This is a genomic window from Vibrio sp. A37 (assembly GCF_059777565.1).
Genome location: NZ_JBLNLI010000008.1, coordinates 62,209 through 82,941 on the forward strand (window position 1 = coordinate 62,209; position 20,733 = coordinate 82,941).

The window sequence follows — 20,733 nt, forward strand, 5'->3', positions numbered from 1 at the left end:
TTAAGTACGGGGATACATTATGGCCTTTTTCTCTCTAGCCTTTGGCACAGCAACTAAGAATCGTGATGGAAAAATCATTGAAGCATTTTTCCCTAACCCTGTTTTGCACCCAAGCGACACTCTTGTAGAGCAGCTTACCCAAGTAAGTGGTTATGAAGGTGGCAATCAGGTTATTGAAATTTCACCCTCTCAATGTGGTGATATCGCCTCTGCATTTGAAGCAAACGGTGACAGCACAAGTGCTTCATTTGCCAACAAAGCAGCAAGTTCTGTACAGCCATTAGTTTTAGTACTTTTGGCGACTGATGAAAAACCGCAGAATGTTGCTGAAGGATTTTTGAAACTACAGCTTATTTCTAACCGCTTAGTTAAGCCTCACGGCACGGTCCTCGATGGCATTTTTGGTCTATTACACAATATTGCTTGGACAAGCGAAGGCCCAATTGATTTACCAGAGCTAGCTGATCGCCAAATCGAAGCTCGTCTAGCTGGTCGTGCTCTTTCTGTAGATTGCGTTGATAAGTTCCCGAAAATGGTCGACTACGTTGTGCCTAACGGTGTTCGCATTGCGGATACTTCTCGCGTTCGCCTTGGTGCCCACGTTGGTGAAGGCACGACTGTTATGCACGAAGGCTTCATCAACTTTAACGCAGGTACTACAGGTGTCAGCATGGTTGAAGGTCGTATTTCCGCAGGCGTTGTTGTGGGCGATGGATCTGATATTGGTGGCGGTGCATCTATCATGGGTACGCTTTCTGGTGGCGGTACAGTCATCGTTTCTATCGGTGAAAACTCTCTGTTAGGAGCAAACGCAGGTCTAGGCTTCCCACTAGGCGATCGTTGTACTGTTGAGTCAGGCCTCTACGTAACAGCTGGCTCAAAAGTTCGTATGCTAGATTCTGATGGTAACGAAGTGGAAGTTGTTAAAGCTCGCGACCTTGCTGGTGTGTCTGATTTGCTATTCCGCCGCAACTCAGTAACAGGCCAAATTGAATGTTTAGCAAACAAAACTGCAGTTGAACTTAACAGCGAGCTACATAGCAATAACTAATTGTTCTATATAAGCTAAATCTTATAGGCCAGATAGATATCTGGCCTTTTTTGTCTCTATTTTTTTGTGATCTGACCGATTTGCTGTCTATGATTATATTACTCAATATAAAAATAATAAGTCAGGATCGGCCATGAAAAACTTCATAACAAACCTCCCTAAAGTAGAACTTCACCTACACATTGAAGGCTCCCTTGAGCCAGAATTAATGTTCGAACTAGCAAAAAGAAACAAGGTCAATATCCCATTTAACACCCCAGAAGAAGTCAGACGGGCTTACGAGTTTAATGACCTACAATCCTTTTTAGATATTTACTATAAAGGAGCGGAAGTCCTTATTCATGAGCAAGACTTTTTTGATCTTACTTGGGCTTACATGCTGCGCTGCCAAGAAGACAACGTTGTCCATACTGAAATCTTTTTTGACCCTCAGACTCATACTGAACGTGGTATCGCTTTTGAGACGGTGATTAATGGTATTTCAAGAGCATTGGATAAAGCCAACAAAGAAATGAATATAAGCAGTCAGCTCATCATGTGCTTTTTACGCCACTTAGATGAAGCGTCTGCGTTTGAAACCCTAGAGCAGGCTATGCCTTTTAAAGATAAAATTATTGCGATTGGACTCGATTCTTCAGAGCAAGGCCATCCACCAGAAAAGTTTGCCCGTGTATTTGCCAAAGCCTTAGATGAAGGGTTTCTTACCGTCGCTCATGCAGGGGAAGAAGGGCCCGCGCAAAATATATGGGATGCACTCGAGCTTCTAAAAACGTCTCGAATCGACCATGGCGTTCGGTGTGTTGAAGATCCTCACTTAGTAGAAACATTGGCCCAGCAGCAGATGCCTCTTACCGTTTGCCCACTCTCTAACATCAAGCTTAAAGTGTTTGAGAACATGCAACAGCACAACATAGTTTCACTGCTTCATTCTGGGGTATGCGTTACCATCAATTCGGATGACCCTGCCTATTTTGGTGGTTACATGAATGATAACTTTTGTGCCGTTGCAGACGCACATGAATTGACGAAACAAGATATCGCGCAATTTAGTATCAATGCAATCAACGCTAGCTTCATTGCGCCTATGGTAAAAGAAGATCTGATATCAGCAGTAAGGCTATACACAGCCAATAACTAGAGCACTCCCTAATATCGGGAGCCTAACGTCTTGCGCTAGACTCCCATTACTCTCATCCCGGATGTCCATCAGCCCTAGCGCTCACCAACATGTGTGTGAAATTAAATACAAATAAACCAAAAGCTAACACCCAAAAAACAGCACTGACGTCAATCCATATCATCATATAGCTAGGAAACAAAGGAACGCCTAGGCTTCGAATACATGCGGCGATAACGATGGAAGCAAACGCTACACCCATTCTCGGGCCTTTGTAAATATCTCGACCGGTGTGCCCCATAGTCACTCTCGCGATCATCGCTAAAATTACGCCGGCGAGTGCTCCGATAGCAAACAAATGCAGCAAATTATGTTGAGCAAAAGAATTATGCCAAACAGCGCGAAGAATCAGACTAGCAGGCAAACAAAAGTAGGCTAAATGCAGTGCCCAGACTAGCGGTTCTTTAACCGAACACTGTGGTTTCCATCGAACAACTCGAATGACCTGAAATACTCCAGCTACTAGCATCAGCATATTGCCGACCTGTGCCATCAGAGTAGTAGTAAAGCTGGCAACGAATAACGCGACTAAAGATCCGTTTGCCACCCACTCTACCCAAATAATCGGTTGAGATTTCTCAACTTGAAATCGTTTTGCAGTAAAAAACGGTATAACCCGTCCACCCATCACTGATATTAGCAAAGCAAACCACCAGAGCATGGCCTGCCAAACAGCGCTAGAGCTAAAAGGCACCACGCCCTTAAGTGCCGCGTAGCTCGCCAAGTTCGATAACAACGCTACCAGAAGCAAAGGAACAAAAAATAAATTACGCCACTTCTTCGCTTGAATAACACGCTTACCAAGCTCGAAAGCAACGAATAAATAAAACAAAGCTTCAATACAAGCTATCAAGGAAATTGGAGTAGAAGTCCAAAATAATACTCGTGGCACAAACCATAGTAAAACCAGTAGCAAGAGCCGCCAATGTTTTGTGCCAGAAATACCTGTCCAGTTTTGCACTGCGGTCAGCAAAAAGCCGACAACAATCGCCATTGCAAAGCCAAATAACATTTCATGGACATGCCACCAAAGACCCGGAACATGCAGCGCTGAAAATTGCCCATTTTGAAACATGTATACCCATAATGGGATTGCTACCAGTGCATATAGACTGCCCAAAAGAAAAAAAGGCCGAAAGGCCAACCTAAGATAAGGAGGAATCGACTCTTCCTTACTTTTATCCGTTATATTAAGCAAAATGTCACCCAGATCTTAATTTATAAATCAAAGACTCTCGGCAATTTTCATTCCAAAATTTAATTATTTATTTTTCATAAAGTTAGACTCATACAAGCCATCTATCGATGTAAAAAATACAACTTCATATTGTCATTTTTACATCAAACCCTTTTAAGTAGATGGTTTAATATTGGCTTACATTTGGCCATTGGCAAAAAATTTGATAATAATAACAATTGAGCAGTAACAGAAATTAGGTGCACTATGTATATATTTGGTTATGGCAGTTTAATGAATTCAGAGTCTCGCAGATTGACTGGGAAGACAGGGCCTGCGATACCAGTGTTTGCCAATGGCTTAGTGCGCCACTGGGGAAAACTAGAACACAGTAAGACTTTATCTCCTTTGATAGTCTCCCCTGGAGAAGGAAAGGTAAATGGAGTGCTTATCGAAGTCGAAGAATGTGAATTGCCTTACTTTGACGAAAGAGAAAGTGGTTACGACAGAATAATAATTGACCCTGCTCAAATTGAAACAGAGCACGCTTTCAACAAAAACTCACCGATCTGGGTATATGTAAAAGAGGGGCACCAGCCTCCATGCCAACTCATTCCTATTATGCAAAGCTATGTCGATACTGTGATAGCCGGCTGCTTAGATGTGTCTGAACATTTTGCAGAGCAATTTATTCAACATACGATGGGGTGGCACTACCCAAGAGAAAATGATCGACTTGTTCCCAAATACGATAATCTAGCTGGTGTCCAGTCCCATCATAAATTAATCATCGACGCTATGCTTGCAAAGGTAAATTAAAGCGTATTAACCAGCTCAAATTGATAGCGAGTCGAAAAACGATAAGTTTCGTCAGGCAGTAAGATACAGCTAGGCTGATCCCACTCCGGATGGTTTAGCGAATCAGGCAAAAATTGCGTTTCCAAAGCAAAGCCAGCGTAGTCTTGATAAGGCAGCCCTTGTCTATCTGGATTTCCAGCTAACCAATTTCCAGTATATAGCTGCATCGCAGGTTTATCTGTGTAAACACTCAACCGAACTTTATTGTCGGGTGAGATGACTTCAGCAGCCTTCTCTCCATTCAAACAACAAGAATTTAGCGCAAAGCTATGATCATAGCCTTTAGCTAGAATCTGTTGCTCATCAACCAAGAAGTCTTGTTCAATTGACTTCATCTTACGAAAATCAAAACCAGTCTCAGCGACATCAACAGGTTTATCTAGTGGTATTCCCACTTTGTTAGTTGGCAGATACTGGCTAGCGTTAATCCATACTTTATGCTGCCTACAATCTTGTTCATCGTTACCAAGATTAAAATAGCCATGGTTCGTCAGATTCACTGGCGTTGCAGTATCGGTATTCGCTTGATAGTCAATAGATACGGAGTTATCAGCTAGAACTTGATAAGTCACTAAAATATTCAGATTACCGGGAAAACCTTGATCCCCACTATCAGATTGCAGAGAGAAGATCACCTTATCATGGGTTTGCTCTTCAATATTCCAACGGCGTTTATCAAAGCCGTCCTCACCACCATGTAGGCAGTTGCCAGCTTGGTTTGTACTGACCTGATAGCTCTGTCCGTCAATAGTGAACTGACCTTTCGCTATACGATTTGCATAACGGCCAACGGTCGCCCCGAAATAACACTCTTGCGCGTAAAAATCTTGCATACTTGATACACCAAGAAGCAACTCACGCTTTTCGGCTTCACCTAGGTCAAGTTGGCAGCTCAACCAAGTTGCGCCGATATCCATTACCGCAATAGATAACCCGTGCTCATTGCCAAGAGTTATCACCTTAGCTGGCTCACCATCGTGAGCCGCTGTCTGTGTCATAGATTCTGCTAGCGATAAACTCATAACGCTTCAGACTCGATAAGGCCGGCCCCTTTGGATGCTTGGCATACATAAATTGAAGCTTCTAAGCCAGTAAGCGTTTGATATTTCTCATCAACAGCTGCTTTTACTGCATCAACCAACTGAGGCGGAACTAGAGCAACAATGCAGCCACCAAAACCGCCGCCAGTCATACGCACGCCGCCTTGCTCACCCACAACGTCTTTAACGATGTCGACTAATGCATCAATCTCATCCACTGTGATTTCAAAGTCATCACGCATAGAGGCGTGAGATTGCGCCATTAACTCCGCCATACGTTTAATGTTTCCTTCTGCCAACACTTTTGCCGCTTCTACGGTGCGGTCATTTTCAGTGATGACGTGACGAGCACGCATGGCAACGGTAGCATCAAGCTCTGACAGCTTAGCGTTGAGCATGTCTATGTTTGCATCGCGAAGAGCTTTCACACCAAGAATTTTTGCTGCTTCTTCACATTGCTCACGACGAGTGTTGTATTCACTGTCTACCAGACCACGTTTTTTGTTCGAGTTGATAATGACAACCGAAAGATCACTCGGCATTGCCACGGCTTGAGTTTCTAGAGAGCGGCAATCAAGAAGCAGAGAGTGGTTTTCATTGCCTTCTGCTGAAATCATTTGGTCCATAATGCCGCAGTTGCAACCCACAAATTCGTTTTCGGCTTTTTGCCCAATCAGTGCAATTTCTGCTTGGCTGATCTCTAAGCCATATAACACTTTAAATGTTTGCCCTATCACCACTTCTAATGCTGCAGAAGAGCTAAGACCTGCACCTTGAGGAACATTACCACTTACAGAAAGATCAACACCTTGAATGTTGTAACCTTTATCTACGAGGCATTTCACAACACCGCGAATGTAGTTTGCCCACATCTTATCTTGAGAAAACGTTATTTCTTCTTCAACATCAAATTCATCGATAGCATCTTGATAGTCCACTGAGACAACGCGAACGATACTATCGTCACGTTTGCTAGCTGCAACAACGGTTTGATAGTTAATCGCACACGGCAGAACAAAACCATCGTTGTAGTCGGTATGTTCACCGATAAGGTTAACGCGTCCAGGTGCTTGGATTAGATGAGATGCAGGATACTCGAATGCGTTTTGAAAACTCGTTTTCACATTTTGGATTAGTGTAGACATAATCAATACTCTATTTTGAATCGTTGTTTTGATTGGCAACCTTAAGTCGGCCTTGAGAAGCGACAAGACCAACTTAAGATGCGGGGGCCAACTGACGTTACGTTTATTCGGTGACTAAATTCGTTTTACTGCTCTTTGAAATGAATATCGCTCAGATCCCTTAAACGTTGAGCAGCTTGTTCTGCAGTCAGGTCGCGCTGAGTTTCAGCTAGCATTTCATAGCCCACCATGAACTTTCTAACAGTGGCTGAACGGAGCAATGGTGGGTAGAACATCGCGTGTAATTGCCAGTGCTCGATATCCGTACCTTCCTCAAAAAATGGCGCATAATGCCAGCCCATAGAGTAAGGGAAAGAACATTGGAACAAGTTGTCATAGCGACTTGTTAGCTTTTTCATCGCTAAAGCAAGATCATCACGCTGCTCATCACTGAGCTCATTCATGCGACGCACATGTGTTTTAGGTAATAGCATGGTTTCAAATGGCCACGCCGCCCAATAAGGCACAACTGCTAGCCAGTGCTCGGTTTCCACCACAGTGCGGCTGCCGTCTTCGATTTCTGCGTTGACGTAATCGACTAGCATGTTCGAATTGTGCTGCTCAAAGTACTCTTTTAAATGCTTTTCTTTGCGCTCAATTTCATTTGGCAAGAAGCTGTTCGCCCAAATTTGGCCATGAGGGTGTGGCTGTGAACAGCCCATTGTCTCGCCTTTGTTCTCAAACACTTGCACCCAAAGATACTCTTGACCTAGCTCTTCGATTTGGTCATTCCAAGTATCAATTACATTACGAATTTGGCTAACAGGTAGCTCAGGGAGAGTTTTGCTGTGATCGGGAGAGAAACAGATCACACGGCTTAACCCTCGCACACCTTGAGTTTTGAATAAAGGATTGTCAGATTCTGGCGCATCTGGCGAGTCTTGCATCAACGCGGCAAAATCATTATTGAAAACGTACGTTCCTTGGTAATCAGGATTAGAGTCTCCTGAAATACGATCATTCGTAGGACACAGGAAGCACTTGTCATCATAGGAAGGTAACTCTTCTACTGATGGCTTTTCATCTTGACCACTCCAAGGGCGCTTCGCGCGGTGTGGTGACACTAAAATCCACTGCCCTGTTAAAGGGTTATAACGGCGGTGAGGGTGATCTACAGGATTAAACTTCATAACAAACTACTCAAACCTTTAAGCCAAAACAGATACCCAAGCCAGAAGACACTTGGGTATCCAGACGATTAATTTTGTTCGTACCCAGTTGGGTTGTTGGACTGCCAATTCCAAGCATCTTTGGTCATATCAACCAACGTGCGCGTTGCTTTCCAGCCAAGATCTTTTTCAGCTTTAGCAGGGCTTGACCAACACTCGGCAATATCGCCAGGTCGACGCTCACAAATTTGATACGGCACTTCATGACCACATGCTTGGCTGAACGCATTGACCATTTCCAACACGCTAGAACCTTTGCCAGTTCCAAGGTTATAAATATGCAGGCCCGCTTTTTCACCCACTGAGTTGAGCGCAGCAATGTGGCCATCCGCTAAATCCAAAACGTGGATATAATCACGAACACCAGTGCCATCAGGAGTTGGGTAATCGTTGCCAAACACAGCCAAAGACTCACGGCGTCCCACGGCAACTTGCGCGATAAAAGGCATAAGATTATTTGGAATACCTTGTGGGTCTTCACCCATCAAACCAGATGGGTGTGCACCTACCGGATTGAAATAACGCAGTAAGGTGATGCTCCAATCGTTCTCTGCCTTATAAAAGTCGGATAGGCATTGTTCGACCATATACTTACTGCGGCCATACGGATTAGTCGTTGCGCCAGTTGGAGAGGTTTCGGTAATCGGCACTATTTCTGGGTCGCCATAAACTGTCGCTGAAGAGCTAAATACGATACTTTTTACACCCGCTTTTTTCATTGAGCGTGCGAGAACTAGCGAGCCGTTTACATTGTTATCGTAATATTCAAGTGGCATTGAAACCGATTCGCCTACTGCCTTTAGACCAGCAAAGTGGATAACGGATTGAATATTATGCTCCGCAAAAATGGAATCCAAAAAGGCTTCATCACGAACATCGCCTTGATAGAATACCGGTGTTTTTCCTGTTAACTCATTGATGCGATTTAATACTTCACTATTTGAGTTACACAAATTATCAACAATAATCGGCTCCATACCTGCTTCAATCATCTGAACGCAAGTGTGGCTCCCAATATATCCTGTTCCACCTGTTACTAGCACTTTCACGAGCTTACTCCCACTTAACTACATTATTAAATTCAACATGTAGTGAATATTGATGCTTGGGAGAAGTTTATCAATCAAGAAGGTTATCGTTCAGTGATCCAGATCACATTAGTGTAAACGTTTCCATTTAATGTATGAAACCGAGAGACTTGCTTATTTTTAACGATTTACTTTGACTTACATTAGACTTAATACATGATTAATTGAATGTCATCACGATTTTTATAACGAAGCTAACTCGAACTATTTGGAAACGTTTACAATTATTTCACTACACTAATAGCTAGGTGCCCATATTTATTGAGCACCCGAAACGAGTCTAGATTGAACAGAATGTCATAAAGGAAGGAGTTATAAGATAACTAAGAGGCATCGCTTAGAGGATCCTCATAAAGAACCACTCTAAATGGCCCTTCACCGGTACCTCCACCACTACCAAACGATCCATTAGGTACGTAACATTCTTGAACATATTCGCCGAATACTGGCTGCTTGCTACCATTACTTGTTGGCGCTTGCTGCAACAAAAAGAAACAGCCAATGGCTTCAACTGACAAAGTGGTAGTTCCTCCATCGGCACTGGAACAATCAACAATTGGTACCTGTACAATACGACGGTTTGATTTTCCATCAGCTCTACAATCTGAACTTGCGCTACAATCTGCAGACTCAGCCTGATAGTCAGAATAACTCCAACCATCTGTATAAGTGATAGTTCCGTCGTTTTCCAAAACAGCTGGGGTATCAGGCTCTTTCACGTAGATATCAGATGGATAATCAGTATCATTCAGCCCTCCGCCACTATACACATCGAAACGTGTGTTTAAGCCTTGGCCAACCGGACCAACATTATTACCGGGTTTAGTTGTCACGGTATCGCCAATAGTCACACACCCTGTGAAGTCACCGGCGAGGGCTTGACGAATAGTTGAAGCACCAGAACCAAAATCAAGTAACTGAAAGTTTCCAGGCCCCAGAGATGAATCACTAGGTGATGAAACTTTTAGAGAGTATAGATCTCCCGCCGTATAGCCGCTGGTACCACCGTCTGGACCAGCACACACCGCCATTGGAACTAAATTGCACACTACCTCAAGATTAGCACTTGGCCCAGCAACCGCGCTGGATTCTATAGCTTTATCCACACCAAACAAATCAACAAAATAATCTTCTAATTCATAGCTGGATACAGCAACTCGCACAAATACATCACCGTCAGCATCGAAAGAACCGTCTGGAAATGTTTCGGGGTCATTGGAAAATTGAATCGAAATGGTGGAAGTAGAAAAGTCCATTTCCGTGTTGCCTGTCGCATCCGCCATCCCTGTAAGGGTATTATTGGCAGCAATAGTAGCGTTGGCCGTTGTGCCTCCATTCGCGGCGACAACAGCGGCAGCTAGCGCAGCAGCATCAACGCTGTTTTGCAGTCGTGTTTGATTCATCAGAGCATGGTTAACATCCACTGAAAACGCAGCAACTCCAACCAAGGATAACATTGCTGCTGTTACCAATACTAAAACTAGCCCTTTCTGCTTGATTGGGCTTTTTGAGTTAAATCGCCTGCGATACATGTTGTCTTCCCTAACCTATTCCCCCGAAAGCAACACTACTTTCTTACTTAGTAATTATAGTATCGAATATCTCATTCAGCGCGTAAATTATTCAGTAATTACTCAATAAAAATTTATTTGATTTAAGGTTGGTAGGCATATTTCTTGACGAAAAGAATTTAGCTTTAAATATCAGATGGAAACATGTTGCCTCTATTTATTCGCACTTGAACAGATGACAGCACTTACTTGCTCTCTTAACCAACGATTCTTTGGGCTATTTTTCTGTGACTTTAAATAGATTAAATCAATATCAAAATTTTCTACTTCAATCGGCGGCGCTACGCAGGAAAGCTGTGAATAATCCACTGAGCGTTTCGGGACAATACAAATAAGCTTTCGACCTACAATTAAGCGTTGTATTGTCAAAAAATTCCTAGAAGAGACTGCCACTTTTCTATTCTTACCCAACTTTTTAAGCTGCCTATCGACGCCTGTTTCTAACCTTCCATCGGGGCTCACTAGCGCATGTTCAACTTGAGTAAATTCTTCTAAGGTCATCGGGTTACTAAATGAAAGATTGGTTGGATCAAATACGCATACGTGCTCTTCCTGATATAAATGCTGCGATGAATATTGGCTATCAAGATCCGAGATACTTCCAATCAGTAGATCCAACTGATGCGCTTTTGCGACTTGTGTATAGTTGGAACGATCAACGTGCATGAAGCTTACTTGAGAGTGAACAGACGCTTGCTTGAGGTGGTCATAAATCGTTGCCGAATACAATTGTTCGGCATAATCCGTTAACCCGATTTTCCATATGCCATCAAACTTTTCAACTAGAAAAGGCTTTTCCCTCAACAACTCATGTTCGACCGTCATTAGGATCCGATCGATATGGGGAGAAAGGTTGTGCGCTCTTTGAGTTGGTTGCATGTTGCCAGCGACCCGCTGAAACAGCGGATCAGAAAATAAGTTTCTTAACCGCTGTAAAGAGTGGCTCATCGCCGATTGACTGACATGGCAGTGTTTTGCAGCATCACTGACACTTTGCGTTTGATACAAAGCTTGAAATGAAACTAATAAATTGAGATCGACACTTTTCCAGTTAAATTTTTGCATATAATCCTATTTAATTCATATTAAATATTACATACATCAATTTGATTAATATTAGTTGATTACTTAGTCTACACACAACTAATTCAACGTGAGCGCAAAGGAATGTTTGCTATATTTGGAATTTTTTTTGGTTTAGGGTGCGTCAGCTTTGGTGGACCTGCTGCCCACATTGGTTATTTTCGAACAACATTTGTGGAAAAACTAAATTGGCTTTCAGAAAAAGAGTATGCCCAGTTAGTTGCATTGAGCCAATTCTTACCCGGCCCTGCGTCTAGCCAAGTTGGTTTTGCTCTGGGCTATCGAAAAGGAGGGCTTTCTGGGGCCATTGCGGCGTTTTTAGGCTTTACCTTACCTTCTGTCACATTAATGCTCGCCTTAGCGTTTGTTGCTCAGCAGCTTACTGGTTCCTCTTATTTTCATAATGTCGTGCATGGGCTCAAATTACTTGCCGTCGTTGTCGTTGCAGATGCAACATGGGCAATGTTTAAAAACTTCTGTAGATGCAAATTAACAACATTTCTGTGCTTTTTTACCGCTGCTGCTTTATTACTTATACCTTCAGTGAACACACAAATTTATATTCTGATATTTGCCGCAGTTATCGGCGGCATGTTTTTAAAAACAACCTTGGACACAGAGCTGCTTAATAACAAAACGGGATCTCTATACTCAATCATACCTTTGATTCTATTCGCCATATTACTCATTGCTCTACCGATGCTGCCTTTAAGCGCAAGTTTGTCGGTATTTAGCGATTTCTATCAGGCTGGAAGTTTAGTATTTGGTGGTGGGCACGTAGCGCTGCCTCTGCTTCAAAACATTGTGGGTGAGCAATTGTCCCAAAATAGTTTTTTAACAGGATACGCTGCAGCCCAAGCTGTCCCTGGCCCTATGTTCACATTTGCTACTTACCTTGGTTATGAGCTCTTGCCTAACTCACCGATTACAGGTGCTTTCTTGGCCACAGTTGCCATTTTCTTACCGGGATTTTTATTACTACTCGCAGCACTTCCTCACTGGCAAGCACTCTCACACAACAGAAGGCTTGTCGGTGTAATAAATGGCGTCAATGCCGCTGTAGTCGGTCTATTATTGGCCGCCTTGTATACGCCTATTTCCACTAGTGCCATTCTCTCTTCGATAGATATTGTATTTATATTTGCCATCTTCTTCTTGTTTAAAACAATAAAGCTTCCGGTTGGCTGGATAGTAAGCATCATCGTCATTTCAAGCGTGCTACTGACTATAATTTGATACGCATAGAATTTTCCTCAATGAATTAACTAAAATTCGGGATAAATAACCAAATGGTAACCTAGCAACTACTAGCATAATAAGTTCGGCTCAGCTATAGAGAGGTATAGTTATGTGCAAAATGGACTTTAACAGTATTCTAAAAAGTAGAAAATATAGAGATATTGTTTATGAAGCAGCGGATGAGTGCTCCATAAATGAGGGCGTTTTCTTTATTTCTGATACAGAAGATCTTTTTCGCGGAGCACGAAGACTGAAGCAAAAAACATCTAGATTTGGAGATATAGAATCCGTCACCTTCACACACAAAAGGGAAGTATTAGAGTACTTTAAAAATACTTACATAGGCCATAACAGTCGCTTCCCTATCAATATTCGAAGCGAGATGATCGGCAAATTAACACAGTGCAAAAGTTACTCTTCGTTTCTAAAGCTATTGTCTGAAACTCAGCAATCAGTATGTACGCATTACAGTAATGAGAATAGATTTAGAGATCTTGTAGAAATGAAAGTGCGTCTATTCCAAGAAATGAAACACTTAGTGATGCAAGCCTGTAAAACAAGCGGTAAACGCACTAAATACAGAAAGTGCCAAACACTCCAAGAATTGTGTTTTGTCGCATCGGTAGTACAGGCTCCAATCGTTAGAAATACAACAACAAGCGGCTTGAAATTGATCGAATGCCTAAATAATCATAAAAACAAATATTTTAAAGATAAAATTTGTCCAAATGGAGAAAGAGTCAGGTTTAGAGATATTCGCAGCTACGCTTTACATGGCAAACGTTCGTCTAATAAGCATCGATTGTTAAATACTCAAGATAGAAAAAATGAAGACTTCTTTAGGGTTTTTATGGATGTCTATGACTTTAATAGCGAATGGTATTTTGAGAGAGCATAATCACCCTCGGATTCAGGTAAGCTAGGCCACTTAAAAAGAGAAAGGCAATAAACGCCTTCCTCTTTCAAATGTTTTATTGCTTTTTCTTAGCAGATGCTTTCACTGTCTTTGCCCGAACTTCAGCCAGTGCTCGTTCGAGGTTTTCGTTGGCTACTTTGTAGTATGTGGGCTTTTTATCTATCGCTTGTTCAAGGTATGGAATGGCCTGCTCTGGTTTTCCTTGCAAGATTAAGAAATACCCAACATTGTTTAGCGCTTCAGCTGCATCCATTTGTCGCATAAACACGTTTATCGCTCGCTTTACTTCCCCTTTTGCTAAATAAATTAATGCGAGGTTGTTTTGAGCTTTTTCATTCTTAGGATCTTTTTCTAAAGCGGAGACGACAAACCTTTGCGCTTTCACATAGTCGCCAGACATATAATAGGAGTAGCCAATATTAATCAATGTTTTCACTGACTTCGGTTTTATCTCCAAAGATTTGGTATAAAACTCTTGGGCTAACAAGTGATCTCCTTTCAGATCAGTCAAAACACCGAGCCCCATATACGCGAGAGATGGAGAGCGCTTATCGACTTTCAGTGCGGCGACATCTTTTACTGTAACAATATCCCCCATATTCAATCTATTTGGGCTTTTTAAACGCTCTTGATCAGAATCTAGCGCGCGATAAAAATACGTATAGCCTTGCTCTACATCACCCGATCGACTATACAATACGCCTAGCTGCTCTAAAACCAGTACATTTTTGGGATCATATTCCAAAGACATTAGATACGCTTTTTCAGCCAAAGCCAGATTGCCGCGCATTTGGTGGATACGACCAATATTGTACAGTGTCTTCCCTTGATGGACGGCTTCAGGGTAAGAGAGCGAATTAATATATTCGTATAAAGCAAGATCCATATTTCCATTGGAAAGTGCTAAATCACCTCGACTAATAGCTTCTTGCTCATTTTCTGCTCGCTCTTCAGTTGTCAGCGTATCAATAGAACGCCCATCATAAAGTGAATGATCGAATTTGGGTTCTTCCTTTTTGCTGGCACACGCGCTCAGCATCAGTATCAGCGTCAGTGAAGTTAGTATTTTGAATCCTTTCATAAATGTCACCCTTATTGACCTAACGTTGCAGTGATAGACAACATAGAAGGCCCTATAGCAACGATAAAGAAGCAAGGCCAAATAAACAGCAACAACGGAAATATCATCTTAGTTGGGATTTTTGCAGCGATCTCTTCCACTTCTTGATTACGCTTATCACGAAAATCCTCGGTATACTCTCGCAAGGTTTGTGCAATACTGCCCCCCACTCTTGAAGCGTGAGCAAGCATATTTACAAGCCCAGTAATCTCTGTCACACCAGTACGTTTTACCAACTCAGCAAATGCATCTTGCATTTCGACTCCAGCCTTGATCTTGACACATACGGTATCCAGTTCATCAGCAAAATCAGGGTGCGAAATAACCAGTTCATCAGCCACACGCCTTAACGCTGAGTTGAAACCAAGCCCAGACTCTGTACATACCACCAACAAATCTAAAGCATCAGGGATCCCGCCTTTGATTTTGGATTGACGCTGATTAACGAACCGACCTAATATGACATTTGGTACAAACGTACCTACCGCAATACACAAGGCCATGAGAAAGACCAAATTACTCATGTTTGGTTGAAAGAAGTACAAGCCAGCAGCAACCATGGCACCGATAATAAATGAACAGAGTTTGATTGCATAAAAGATCGTTAAAGCATTAGCTTCATGAAAACCAGCGTGCATCAACTTGTGCCTTGCTGTTTCTCTCTCTTTGACACTTTTAGGCGCTAAAATTGGGGCAAGTGATTCTAAGGTATTATCAATTTTATGTGACTTAGCCAGTTTCATCCCACCCGCTTCGCTTTTAATTTCTTCAAGCTTTTTCTGTGTTGCAGACTTAGCACCAATAAAAATAAATGAAGCAGCCACGAAAACCAGTATGGTTGACACCATGATAAGGACAAGAAATACCATTTCTTCATCTAGATTCACTTGTGCAAATGAATTTAATATCTCGTTCATATCACACCTGAAAGTTGATTATATTTCGAATCCAGATTGAGCCGATAAACAAGCTAACAACCCCCCCACTCACAAGCGTCATGCCTCGTGGGTCAGTATACAGAGGGTCAACATAACCTGGGTTGACCACTGAGAGAGCTAAAAATAAAATAAATGGCGACAGAACAAGTATCCAAGCAGAAAGACGACTTTCAGCAGATATCGTTTTAATTTTCCTTGCTAACTTAAATCTAGCTCGAAGTACGTGAGACACCTTTTCTAGGTTTTCCGATAAGTTACCACCCGTTTCTTTTTGTAGAAGAACCGCACTAGAAAACGCTAGCATAGCCACTGTTGGCGTTCGCTCTGCCATCTGCATTATCGCGAGTCGCATGTCGTAACCATAGTTAAGTAAGTTAAAGGTATTTTTAAACTCGCTGCCTATTGGCTCTGGCATTTCGTTGCCAACTTCATTGAATGCTTGCGTGATTGGCTGACCTGCTTGCAACATTCGCCTCATGATATCGAGTGCATCTGGCAGCTGCTCCTCGAATGCCGCCAATCTATCTGATATGTTCTTTTGCAAGATAAAATGCATAATCACCCAAGTGCCCACAAACGCTGCAATCGATACAAACCAAGCTTGTCCGATTAACAGAGTAAAACCACTAAGGCCCACCGCGATCACCATTGTGACTGTTAGTGTCTGAGTTAAAGTCCAATCAAAACCTGAAAGCTCAATGGATTTCTTCAAATCTGAAAAAAGCTTAAACTCGACAAGCTTTCGATCGAGAGGCGTCAAGCTTTTTAAATAGTGTTCATGCAGTAATGAGCGACTTTCTTCATCAAGAGTGGATTGAGTCGCCTTTAGCCTTTCCGATAGCTCTTTGTGTTTTGCTTTGCTTCCTGCTGCTGGCAAAATTAATGCTTGAGAAATAAATACCACGGCAAAAAATAACAAAACAAAAAAGAGCGTTGCATCATCGCCCATAGCTTTGTCTCCTATTGGTATGTCTCGTTAAAAATCTCAAATGGTAAGTGCAAACCTTTTTTAGATAGGCCATCATGACACGCAGGGATCACACCTGTGGCGGTAAAATAACCGATGACATTGCCCTCTTCGTCTACACCTTGCCTTTGAAACTTAAATATTTCCGACATGGTGATGATTTCACCTTCCATGCCATTGATTTCGGAGATGCTCACCATACGGCGGCGACCATCTTCTTGTCTTTCCATCTGCACAACCAAATGAATCGCTGACGCAATTTGGGCGCGCAAGTTTTTGGTTGAGATATTCCACCCAGCCATCGCAAACATATTTTCTACACGGCTCAAGGCGTCTCGAGGTGTGTTGGCGTGAATTGTTGCCAGAGAACCGTCATGCCCGGTATTCATTGCAGCAAGCATATCCACAGCCTCACTGCCACGCACTTCCCCAAGCACCACTCTATCAGGTCTCATACGAAGGGAGTTTTTCACTAAATCTCGCTGTGTAATTTCCCCTTTACCTTCCAAGTTAGCAGGCCGAGTCTCTAGGCGAACAACATGAGGTTGTTGCAACTGTAATTCCGCCGAATCTTCTATAGTGATGATTCGGTCATCTTGAGGGATGAAACCAGAAAATATGTTTAGGGTGGTCGTTTTTCCAGAACCAGTACCACCCGCAATCAAAATGTTAAGCTCTCCCTGTACCGCCGCTTCGACAAACTTCGCCATTTGCTCAGATAACGAGTTGTAGCCAAGCAGATTTTCCATATTCAACTTTTCAACCGCAAAACGACGGATAGAAACGGAGGCTCCATCAAGAGCTAATGGTGGAATAATGGCGTTGACACGAGAGCCGTCCATAAGTCGGGCATCTACCATGGGAGAAGATTCATCAATACGTCGACCGACTTGGCTAACAATTCGGTCAATAATATTTCGTAGGTGGCGATCGTCTAAAAAGGTGTAGGGTGTTCTTTCAAGCTTGCCTCGCCTTTCAACGAAAATGCTTTTCGGGCCATTGACCAAAATATCAGATACGCTTGCATCATTTAGCAGTGGCTCTAAAGGGCCTAAACCAAAGACTTCATCTTCAATCTGTTTGATTATTCTCTTACGCCCTTCTGCACTGAGCGCTTTAGTTTGATCGTCCGCCATGAGCTGAACAATGGCTTCATGTAGGTCTTTTTTAGCTTTTTCTTTGTCTAAACTAGAAAGCAATCCTAAGTCTAGGGTTTCTAATAAACGCTGGTGGTAGTAATGCTTTGTCTCAAGCTCTTGTTCTATTTGCTTTTTAGCTTCATCAACCGCTTTGTCTCGCTCATGCGCTTCACGGCGTTTTCTTTCCGCGATACTTTCACCTTCTCGTGGGCTAGACTCATTTGACTGTATAGTTTGTTCTTCCTCAATCAAATAATGGGATGATGCGGAGGAATCATCGTGACCTTGCCCTTGAGACGAAGACGACTCCTGATCCTGAAAATCAGGATTAATATTTTTTCTTTTGAAGAACATGGATGCTCCCTATTTATTAGGAAAACAGACGACTAAAGAAACCCTGTTTTTTGTTTATTTCTTCTTGTGGTAAAAGTTTAGTAGTAAATTCTTTTACCGCCTTAGATATTGCACTTTTCTTCTTCGTTTCGACAAACGGTCTACCTAGGTTTGCACTTTCAAAAGCAACCTTGAAATCATTAGGTATGACATTCACATTGACCCCAACAATGGTTCCTTCTACATCAGCTACTTTTATTGACTGTCGTTTTTCATAACGATTTAAAACAACTTCTATATTGTCTTTACCTATACCAAACTCTAACGCTAATACTTTTGCAATTCGGGTGGTGTTTCTAATCGCCACTAGATTTTGTTGAGTCACTAGAAAGACTTTATTGGCTGGGGATATAACAGTAGAAAACAGTCGGTCAACACCACGTGACATATCGACAATAATGTACTCGTACACTTCCCTCAAAACAGGAAGTAATTTGCTAATTTGATGAGACTTCTCGTAATTTTCGTGACTATTTTCATGCTTAAAGCCCAAGAGGTGTAAGCCAGAGGAGTGCTTGGTCACTATCGCACCCAGTGATACCTCATCCATATCAGAGGCATTAGCAATGGCATCTGCAAGCGTGTATTTAGACGATAAATTGAGGTAGTCATCAATCACACCAAACTGCAAATCTAGGTCAAGAAGCAGCACTTTTTCTGGCTTAGATTTAGCAAGTGTGAGTGCAGTATTCATCGCCAATGTCGTGGCACCCGCACCACCTTTGGTATTAACAAAAACAAACAGCTCACCAAGATCTCGGCTCGCCACTTTGTCTTCAGCAACACTTTTGAGCATTGGCGTAAGATCAGAAAAGCTGCTTTTATCTGATACAAAATCTGCAGCCCCAATTCTCAGCGCAATTTTCAATGCTCCATTATCACTTTCATTGCCAAAGACGATAAGTGAAGCTTCGTGCCCTTCGTTGAAAGGCCCTTCAAACTGCTGCAATTCAACAATTTTCTGTGCCCAGTTAGGGCCAGTTTCAACAAATATCAAATCAGGTAAATTAAACTGAGATAGGTTGGATACAACTAAACTGTGTAATGAAATTGTTTCGAACGATATACTATCGCTATGAGCCAATTCGTTTGAGATATGAGTACGAAACTGATCACTAGAATAAAATACCCAAATGCTCAAATTGGTTTTCAACCTGAGTATGTTTTCTTCATTCATCGAAAGCTTCACTGCCTCTCCCATTTGCGTCCCCTTAACAATCCGTCAGCGAACCATCTGCATGAACGCCTAAGTTTTCAATTGGCAGCGTCGATTCAAACTCCGGAACGGCCAATGCTCCATCATCACCCATAAAACTTAGAAAGCCTGCAAATTGATATTCATAGTCAATGACTCTGGCTCTAACATATCGAATTGTAGTAAAAACATCGTTATCTGTAAGAGTTCCGGTAACTTCACTTCCTGCCGCGTCTAGGTAGTCAACGTCAATATTAGCCGCCGTAAAACCAGAGGGGACATTTGCAGCTATGGCTAAATCCGGGATATCACCTTGATCAGATACATGACAGACCGTCCCTAATCGAGCGGCTGTACGCGACACATCACTAAGCACTTGCATTGAATACACATAGTGACCAAAATTGATCACTCCCAATACCATCATCATTAAAGCTGAAGCAACTATAGTAAATTCGATAATACTCAACCCTGAGTTGCTTTTAATTCTCATGGTGTTGCCCCCCCTGTATACATCATAGCTGATGCATTTAAAGGGACTTCAAAATCCATTGCTGAGTTAAATGCTCCTACTATTGGTTGGTAGGTATAATTGACCGTTATTGTGACGTAATTTCCTGCCTCGGATATTGTCACATCTGAGGTTTCAAGATCCGGTACGGCAGCATCTCCTGACCCGGCACTATTGCCATAAACAACCATATTCCTAACAATGCTATAATCAGCGACATCAGAAGAGCCAGAGGTACCATAAACATCAACAACAGAATATCTAGCTGCATGTTGCACCATCTTGTTAATGGTGTTGTAGGTAAGAAAAGCATTGCCAATCTCTGTGATTCCTGCAAGTAGGATGAATAAGACAGGCACTGTAATTAGAAATTCTACAGCCGCTAGACCTTTCTGTTTAAAGCGCGTGAAGTTTTTTTTCAGTATCAACATGGCAACCCCCTCAAGTAATTTCTACTTAAGTCTGTTGCTGGCAATAGCAATGATTGGCATGAAGAGATTACGTTGTTAAAACCCGTTCGAAATTTACTCTCAATAGCTAGACAACCCAGTGCTATACATTTCACTGAGATAACAAACTGTTTCTCATTTCTTTCGAGTACATTTAATAGGTAGATTAATTTCAACAACATAGTTCATTCCTTGAGCACTAATTAGAAGTCTCCTCCAAAACTTGGCTTGACGTTCCTTCTAACTCAACTTCTTTAGCACTAGTATAAGTTTGGTATACATTTTCCAATCTTTCACCGTTACCCGGTGTAATAATTGCTAAATTATCTTTTGCTGCATCAGGGTCATAAGTTTGAGCCTGAACTAAACTGGTCACTGTGGAACCCAAGGGCGCATCGTTACTTGAGCAACCAACCAAGAATAAGCTAGCTAAAGCTAATGTAATTAGTGACTTATCCATGTTCATTT

General features: G+C 42.2%; 20 protein-coding genes. 5 read left to right on the forward strand and 15 right to left on the reverse strand.

The genetic code is table 11. The features are described from left to right. Positions 1-19: 19 nt before the first annotated feature. A complete protein-coding gene (gene dapD, locus ACM2FC_RS14785; RefSeq protein WP_498481730.1) occupies positions 20-1,051 on the forward strand; it encodes a 2,3,4,5-tetrahydropyridine-2,6-dicarboxylate N-succinyltransferase in 1,032 nt (343 codons plus the stop codon). A 133-nt stretch (positions 1,052-1,184) separates the two neighbouring features. Further along, entirely contained in the window at positions 1,185-2,189 is a 1,005-nt protein-coding gene (locus ACM2FC_RS14790; protein WP_498481731.1) for an adenosine deaminase, read from the forward strand. A gap of 52 nt (positions 2,190-2,241) precedes the next feature. Here the strand turns inward: ACM2FC_RS14790 and ACM2FC_RS14795 are convergent, their stop codons facing one another. Further along, positions 2,242-3,426 carry an NnrS family protein gene (locus tag ACM2FC_RS14795; protein WP_498481732.1) on the reverse strand — a complete coding sequence of 395 codons (1,185 nt, stop codon included), beginning with the start codon at positions 3,424-3,426 and terminating at the stop codon, positions 2,242-2,244. 246 nt (positions 3,427-3,672) lie between these two features. On the opposite strand from ACM2FC_RS14795, the gene ACM2FC_RS14800 reads away from it, so the two are divergent. Then, on the forward strand, positions 3,673-4,224 hold the full coding sequence (locus ACM2FC_RS14800) for a gamma-glutamylcyclotransferase family protein (RefSeq protein WP_498481733.1): 552 nt from the start codon (positions 3,673-3,675) through the stop codon (positions 4,222-4,224). Here the strand turns inward: ACM2FC_RS14800 and galM are convergent. The 6 genes from galM to ACM2FC_RS14830 all read right to left on the reverse strand — a co-directional run bounded on the left by galM (position 4,221) and on the right by ACM2FC_RS14830 (position 11,380). Continuing rightward, positions 4,221-5,285 carry a galactose-1-epimerase gene (galM, locus tag ACM2FC_RS14805; RefSeq protein ID WP_498481734.1) on the reverse strand — a complete coding sequence of 355 codons (1,065 nt, stop codon included), beginning with the start codon at positions 5,283-5,285 and terminating at the stop codon, positions 4,221-4,223. The genes ACM2FC_RS14800 and galM overlap by 4 nt on opposite strands. Then, the gene (gene galK, locus ACM2FC_RS14810; protein WP_498481735.1) at positions 5,282-6,448 is read right to left on the reverse strand and encodes a galactokinase; all 1,167 of its coding nucleotides are present in this window, start codon (positions 6,446-6,448) and stop codon (positions 5,282-5,284) included. The genes galM and galK overlap by 4 nt, the downstream gene beginning before the upstream one ends. Before the next feature lie 125 nt (positions 6,449-6,573). After that, a complete protein-coding gene (locus ACM2FC_RS14815; protein ID WP_498481736.1) occupies positions 6,574-7,617 on the reverse strand; it encodes a UDP-glucose--hexose-1-phosphate uridylyltransferase in 1,044 nt (347 codons plus the stop codon). A 68-nt stretch (positions 7,618-7,685) separates the two neighbouring features. Next, positions 7,686-8,705 carry a UDP-glucose 4-epimerase GalE gene (gene galE, locus ACM2FC_RS14820; protein WP_498481737.1) on the reverse strand — a complete coding sequence of 340 codons (1,020 nt, stop codon included), beginning with the start codon at positions 8,703-8,705 and terminating at the stop codon, positions 7,686-7,688. A 362-nt stretch (positions 8,706-9,067) separates the two neighbouring features. Further along, positions 9,068-10,276 (reverse strand): pilus assembly protein TadG-related protein, encoded by a 1,209-nt coding sequence (locus ACM2FC_RS14825; RefSeq protein WP_498481738.1) that lies wholly within the window; start codon positions 10,274-10,276, stop codon positions 9,068-9,070. A gap of 192 nt (positions 10,277-10,468) precedes the next feature. Next, positions 10,469-11,380: a LysR family transcriptional regulator gene (locus ACM2FC_RS14830; protein ID WP_498481739.1), complete on the reverse strand. Its 912-nt coding sequence runs from the start codon at positions 11,378-11,380 to the stop codon at positions 10,469-10,471. A gap of 102 nt (positions 11,381-11,482) precedes the next feature. On the opposite strand from ACM2FC_RS14830, the gene chrA reads away from it, so the two are divergent. Next, complete coding sequence (chrA, locus tag ACM2FC_RS14835; protein ID WP_498481740.1) at positions 11,483-12,634, forward strand: chromate efflux transporter; 1,152 nt, start codon at positions 11,483-11,485, stop codon at positions 12,632-12,634. 121 nt (positions 12,635-12,755) lie between these two features. Next, positions 12,756-13,535 (forward strand): hypothetical protein, encoded by a 780-nt coding sequence (locus ACM2FC_RS14840; protein WP_498481741.1) that lies wholly within the window; start codon positions 12,756-12,758, stop codon positions 13,533-13,535. Positions 13,536-13,608: 73 nt separating this feature from the next. Here ACM2FC_RS14840 and ACM2FC_RS14845 read toward each other — a convergent pair whose 3' ends face one another. From ACM2FC_RS14845 to ACM2FC_RS14880, 8 genes are all read right to left on the reverse strand, one after another. Continuing rightward, positions 13,609-14,634, reverse strand: a complete 1,026-nt coding sequence (locus ACM2FC_RS14845; protein ID WP_498481742.1) for a tetratricopeptide repeat protein — start codon at positions 14,632-14,634, stop codon at positions 13,609-13,611. 11 nt (positions 14,635-14,645) lie between these two features. Next, positions 14,646-15,590, reverse strand: a complete 945-nt coding sequence (locus tag ACM2FC_RS14850) for a type II secretion system F family protein (protein WP_498481743.1) — start codon at positions 15,588-15,590, stop codon at positions 14,646-14,648. A gap of 1 nt (position 15,591) precedes the next feature. Further along, the gene (locus ACM2FC_RS14855; RefSeq protein ID WP_498481744.1) at positions 15,592-16,560 is read right to left on the reverse strand and encodes a type II secretion system F family protein; all 969 of its coding nucleotides are present in this window, start codon (positions 16,558-16,560) and stop codon (positions 15,592-15,594) included. Positions 16,561-16,571: 11 nt separating this feature from the next. Beyond that, on the reverse strand, positions 16,572-18,071 hold the full coding sequence (locus ACM2FC_RS14860; protein ID WP_498481745.1) for a TadA family conjugal transfer-associated ATPase: 1,500 nt from the start codon (positions 18,069-18,071) through the stop codon (positions 16,572-16,574). Positions 18,072-18,087: 16 nt separating this feature from the next. Next, positions 18,088-19,311, reverse strand: coding sequence for a CpaE/TadZ family protein (locus ACM2FC_RS14865; RefSeq protein ID WP_498481746.1), 1,224 nt, complete (start codon positions 19,309-19,311; stop codon positions 18,088-18,090). A gap of 10 nt (positions 19,312-19,321) precedes the next feature. Next, a complete protein-coding gene (locus ACM2FC_RS14870) occupies positions 19,322-19,798 on the reverse strand; it encodes a TadE/TadG family type IV pilus assembly protein (protein ID WP_498481747.1) in 477 nt (158 codons plus the stop codon). Further along, complete coding sequence (locus ACM2FC_RS14875; RefSeq protein WP_498481748.1) at positions 19,795-20,247, reverse strand: TadE/TadG family type IV pilus assembly protein; 453 nt, start codon at positions 20,245-20,247, stop codon at positions 19,795-19,797. Before ACM2FC_RS14875 ends, ACM2FC_RS14870 begins: the two co-directional genes overlap by 4 nt. Before the next feature lie 217 nt (positions 20,248-20,464). After that, entirely contained in the window at positions 20,465-20,725 is a 261-nt protein-coding gene (locus ACM2FC_RS14880) for a hypothetical protein (RefSeq protein ID WP_498481749.1), read from the reverse strand. Between the last annotated feature and the right edge of the window lie 8 nt (positions 20,726-20,733).

What these genes read in the sequence shown, in the direction of transcription:
- dapD (WP_498481730.1), top strand. Translation starts at nt 20, where the DNA reads ATGGCCTTTTTCTCTCTAGCCTTTGGCACAGCAACTAAGAATCGTGAT.
- ACM2FC_RS14790 (WP_498481731.1), top strand. Translation starts at nt 1,185, where the DNA reads ATGAAAAACTTCATAACAAACCTCCCTAAAGTAGAACTTCACCTACAC.
- ACM2FC_RS14800 (WP_498481733.1), top strand. Translation starts at nt 3,673, where the DNA reads ATGTATATATTTGGTTATGGCAGTTTAATGAATTCAGAGTCTCGCAGA.
- galM (WP_498481734.1), bottom strand. Translation starts at nt 5,285, where the DNA reads ATGAGTTTATCGCTAGCAGAATCTATGACACAGACAGCGGCTCACGAT.
- galK (WP_498481735.1), bottom strand. Translation starts at nt 6,448, where the DNA reads ATGTCTACACTAATCCAAAATGTGAAAACGAGTTTTCAAAACGCATTC.
- ACM2FC_RS14815 (WP_498481736.1), bottom strand. Translation starts at nt 7,617, where the DNA reads ATGAAGTTTAATCCTGTAGATCACCCTCACCGCCGTTATAACCCTTTA.
- ACM2FC_RS14825 (WP_498481738.1), bottom strand. Translation starts at nt 10,276, where the DNA reads ATGTATCGCAGGCGATTTAACTCAAAAAGCCCAATCAAGCAGAAAGGG.
- ACM2FC_RS14830 (WP_498481739.1), bottom strand. Translation starts at nt 11,380, where the DNA reads ATGCAAAAATTTAACTGGAAAAGTGTCGATCTCAATTTATTAGTTTCA.
- chrA (WP_498481740.1), top strand. Translation starts at nt 11,483, where the DNA reads ATGTTTGCTATATTTGGAATTTTTTTTGGTTTAGGGTGCGTCAGCTTT.
- ACM2FC_RS14840 (WP_498481741.1), top strand. Translation starts at nt 12,756, where the DNA reads ATGGACTTTAACAGTATTCTAAAAAGTAGAAAATATAGAGATATTGTT.
- ACM2FC_RS14845 (WP_498481742.1), bottom strand. Translation starts at nt 14,634, where the DNA reads ATGAAAGGATTCAAAATACTAACTTCACTGACGCTGATACTGATGCTG.
- ACM2FC_RS14850 (WP_498481743.1), bottom strand. Translation starts at nt 15,590, where the DNA reads ATGAACGAGATATTAAATTCATTTGCACAAGTGAATCTAGATGAAGAA.
- ACM2FC_RS14855 (WP_498481744.1), bottom strand. Translation starts at nt 16,560, where the DNA reads ATGGGCGATGATGCAACGCTCTTTTTTGTTTTGTTATTTTTTGCCGTG.
- ACM2FC_RS14860 (WP_498481745.1), bottom strand. Translation starts at nt 18,071, where the DNA reads ATGTTCTTCAAAAGAAAAAATATTAATCCTGATTTTCAGGATCAGGAG.
- ACM2FC_RS14865 (WP_498481746.1), bottom strand. Translation starts at nt 19,311, where the DNA reads ATGGGAGAGGCAGTGAAGCTTTCGATGAATGAAGAAAACATACTCAGG.
- ACM2FC_RS14870 (WP_498481747.1), bottom strand. Translation starts at nt 19,798, where the DNA reads ATGAGAATTAAAAGCAACTCAGGGTTGAGTATTATCGAATTTACTATA.
- ACM2FC_RS14875 (WP_498481748.1), bottom strand. Translation starts at nt 20,247, where the DNA reads ATGTTGATACTGAAAAAAAACTTCACGCGCTTTAAACAGAAAGGTCTA.
- ACM2FC_RS14880 (WP_498481749.1), bottom strand. Translation starts at nt 20,725, where the DNA reads ATGGATAAGTCACTAATTACATTAGCTTTAGCTAGCTTATTCTTGGTT.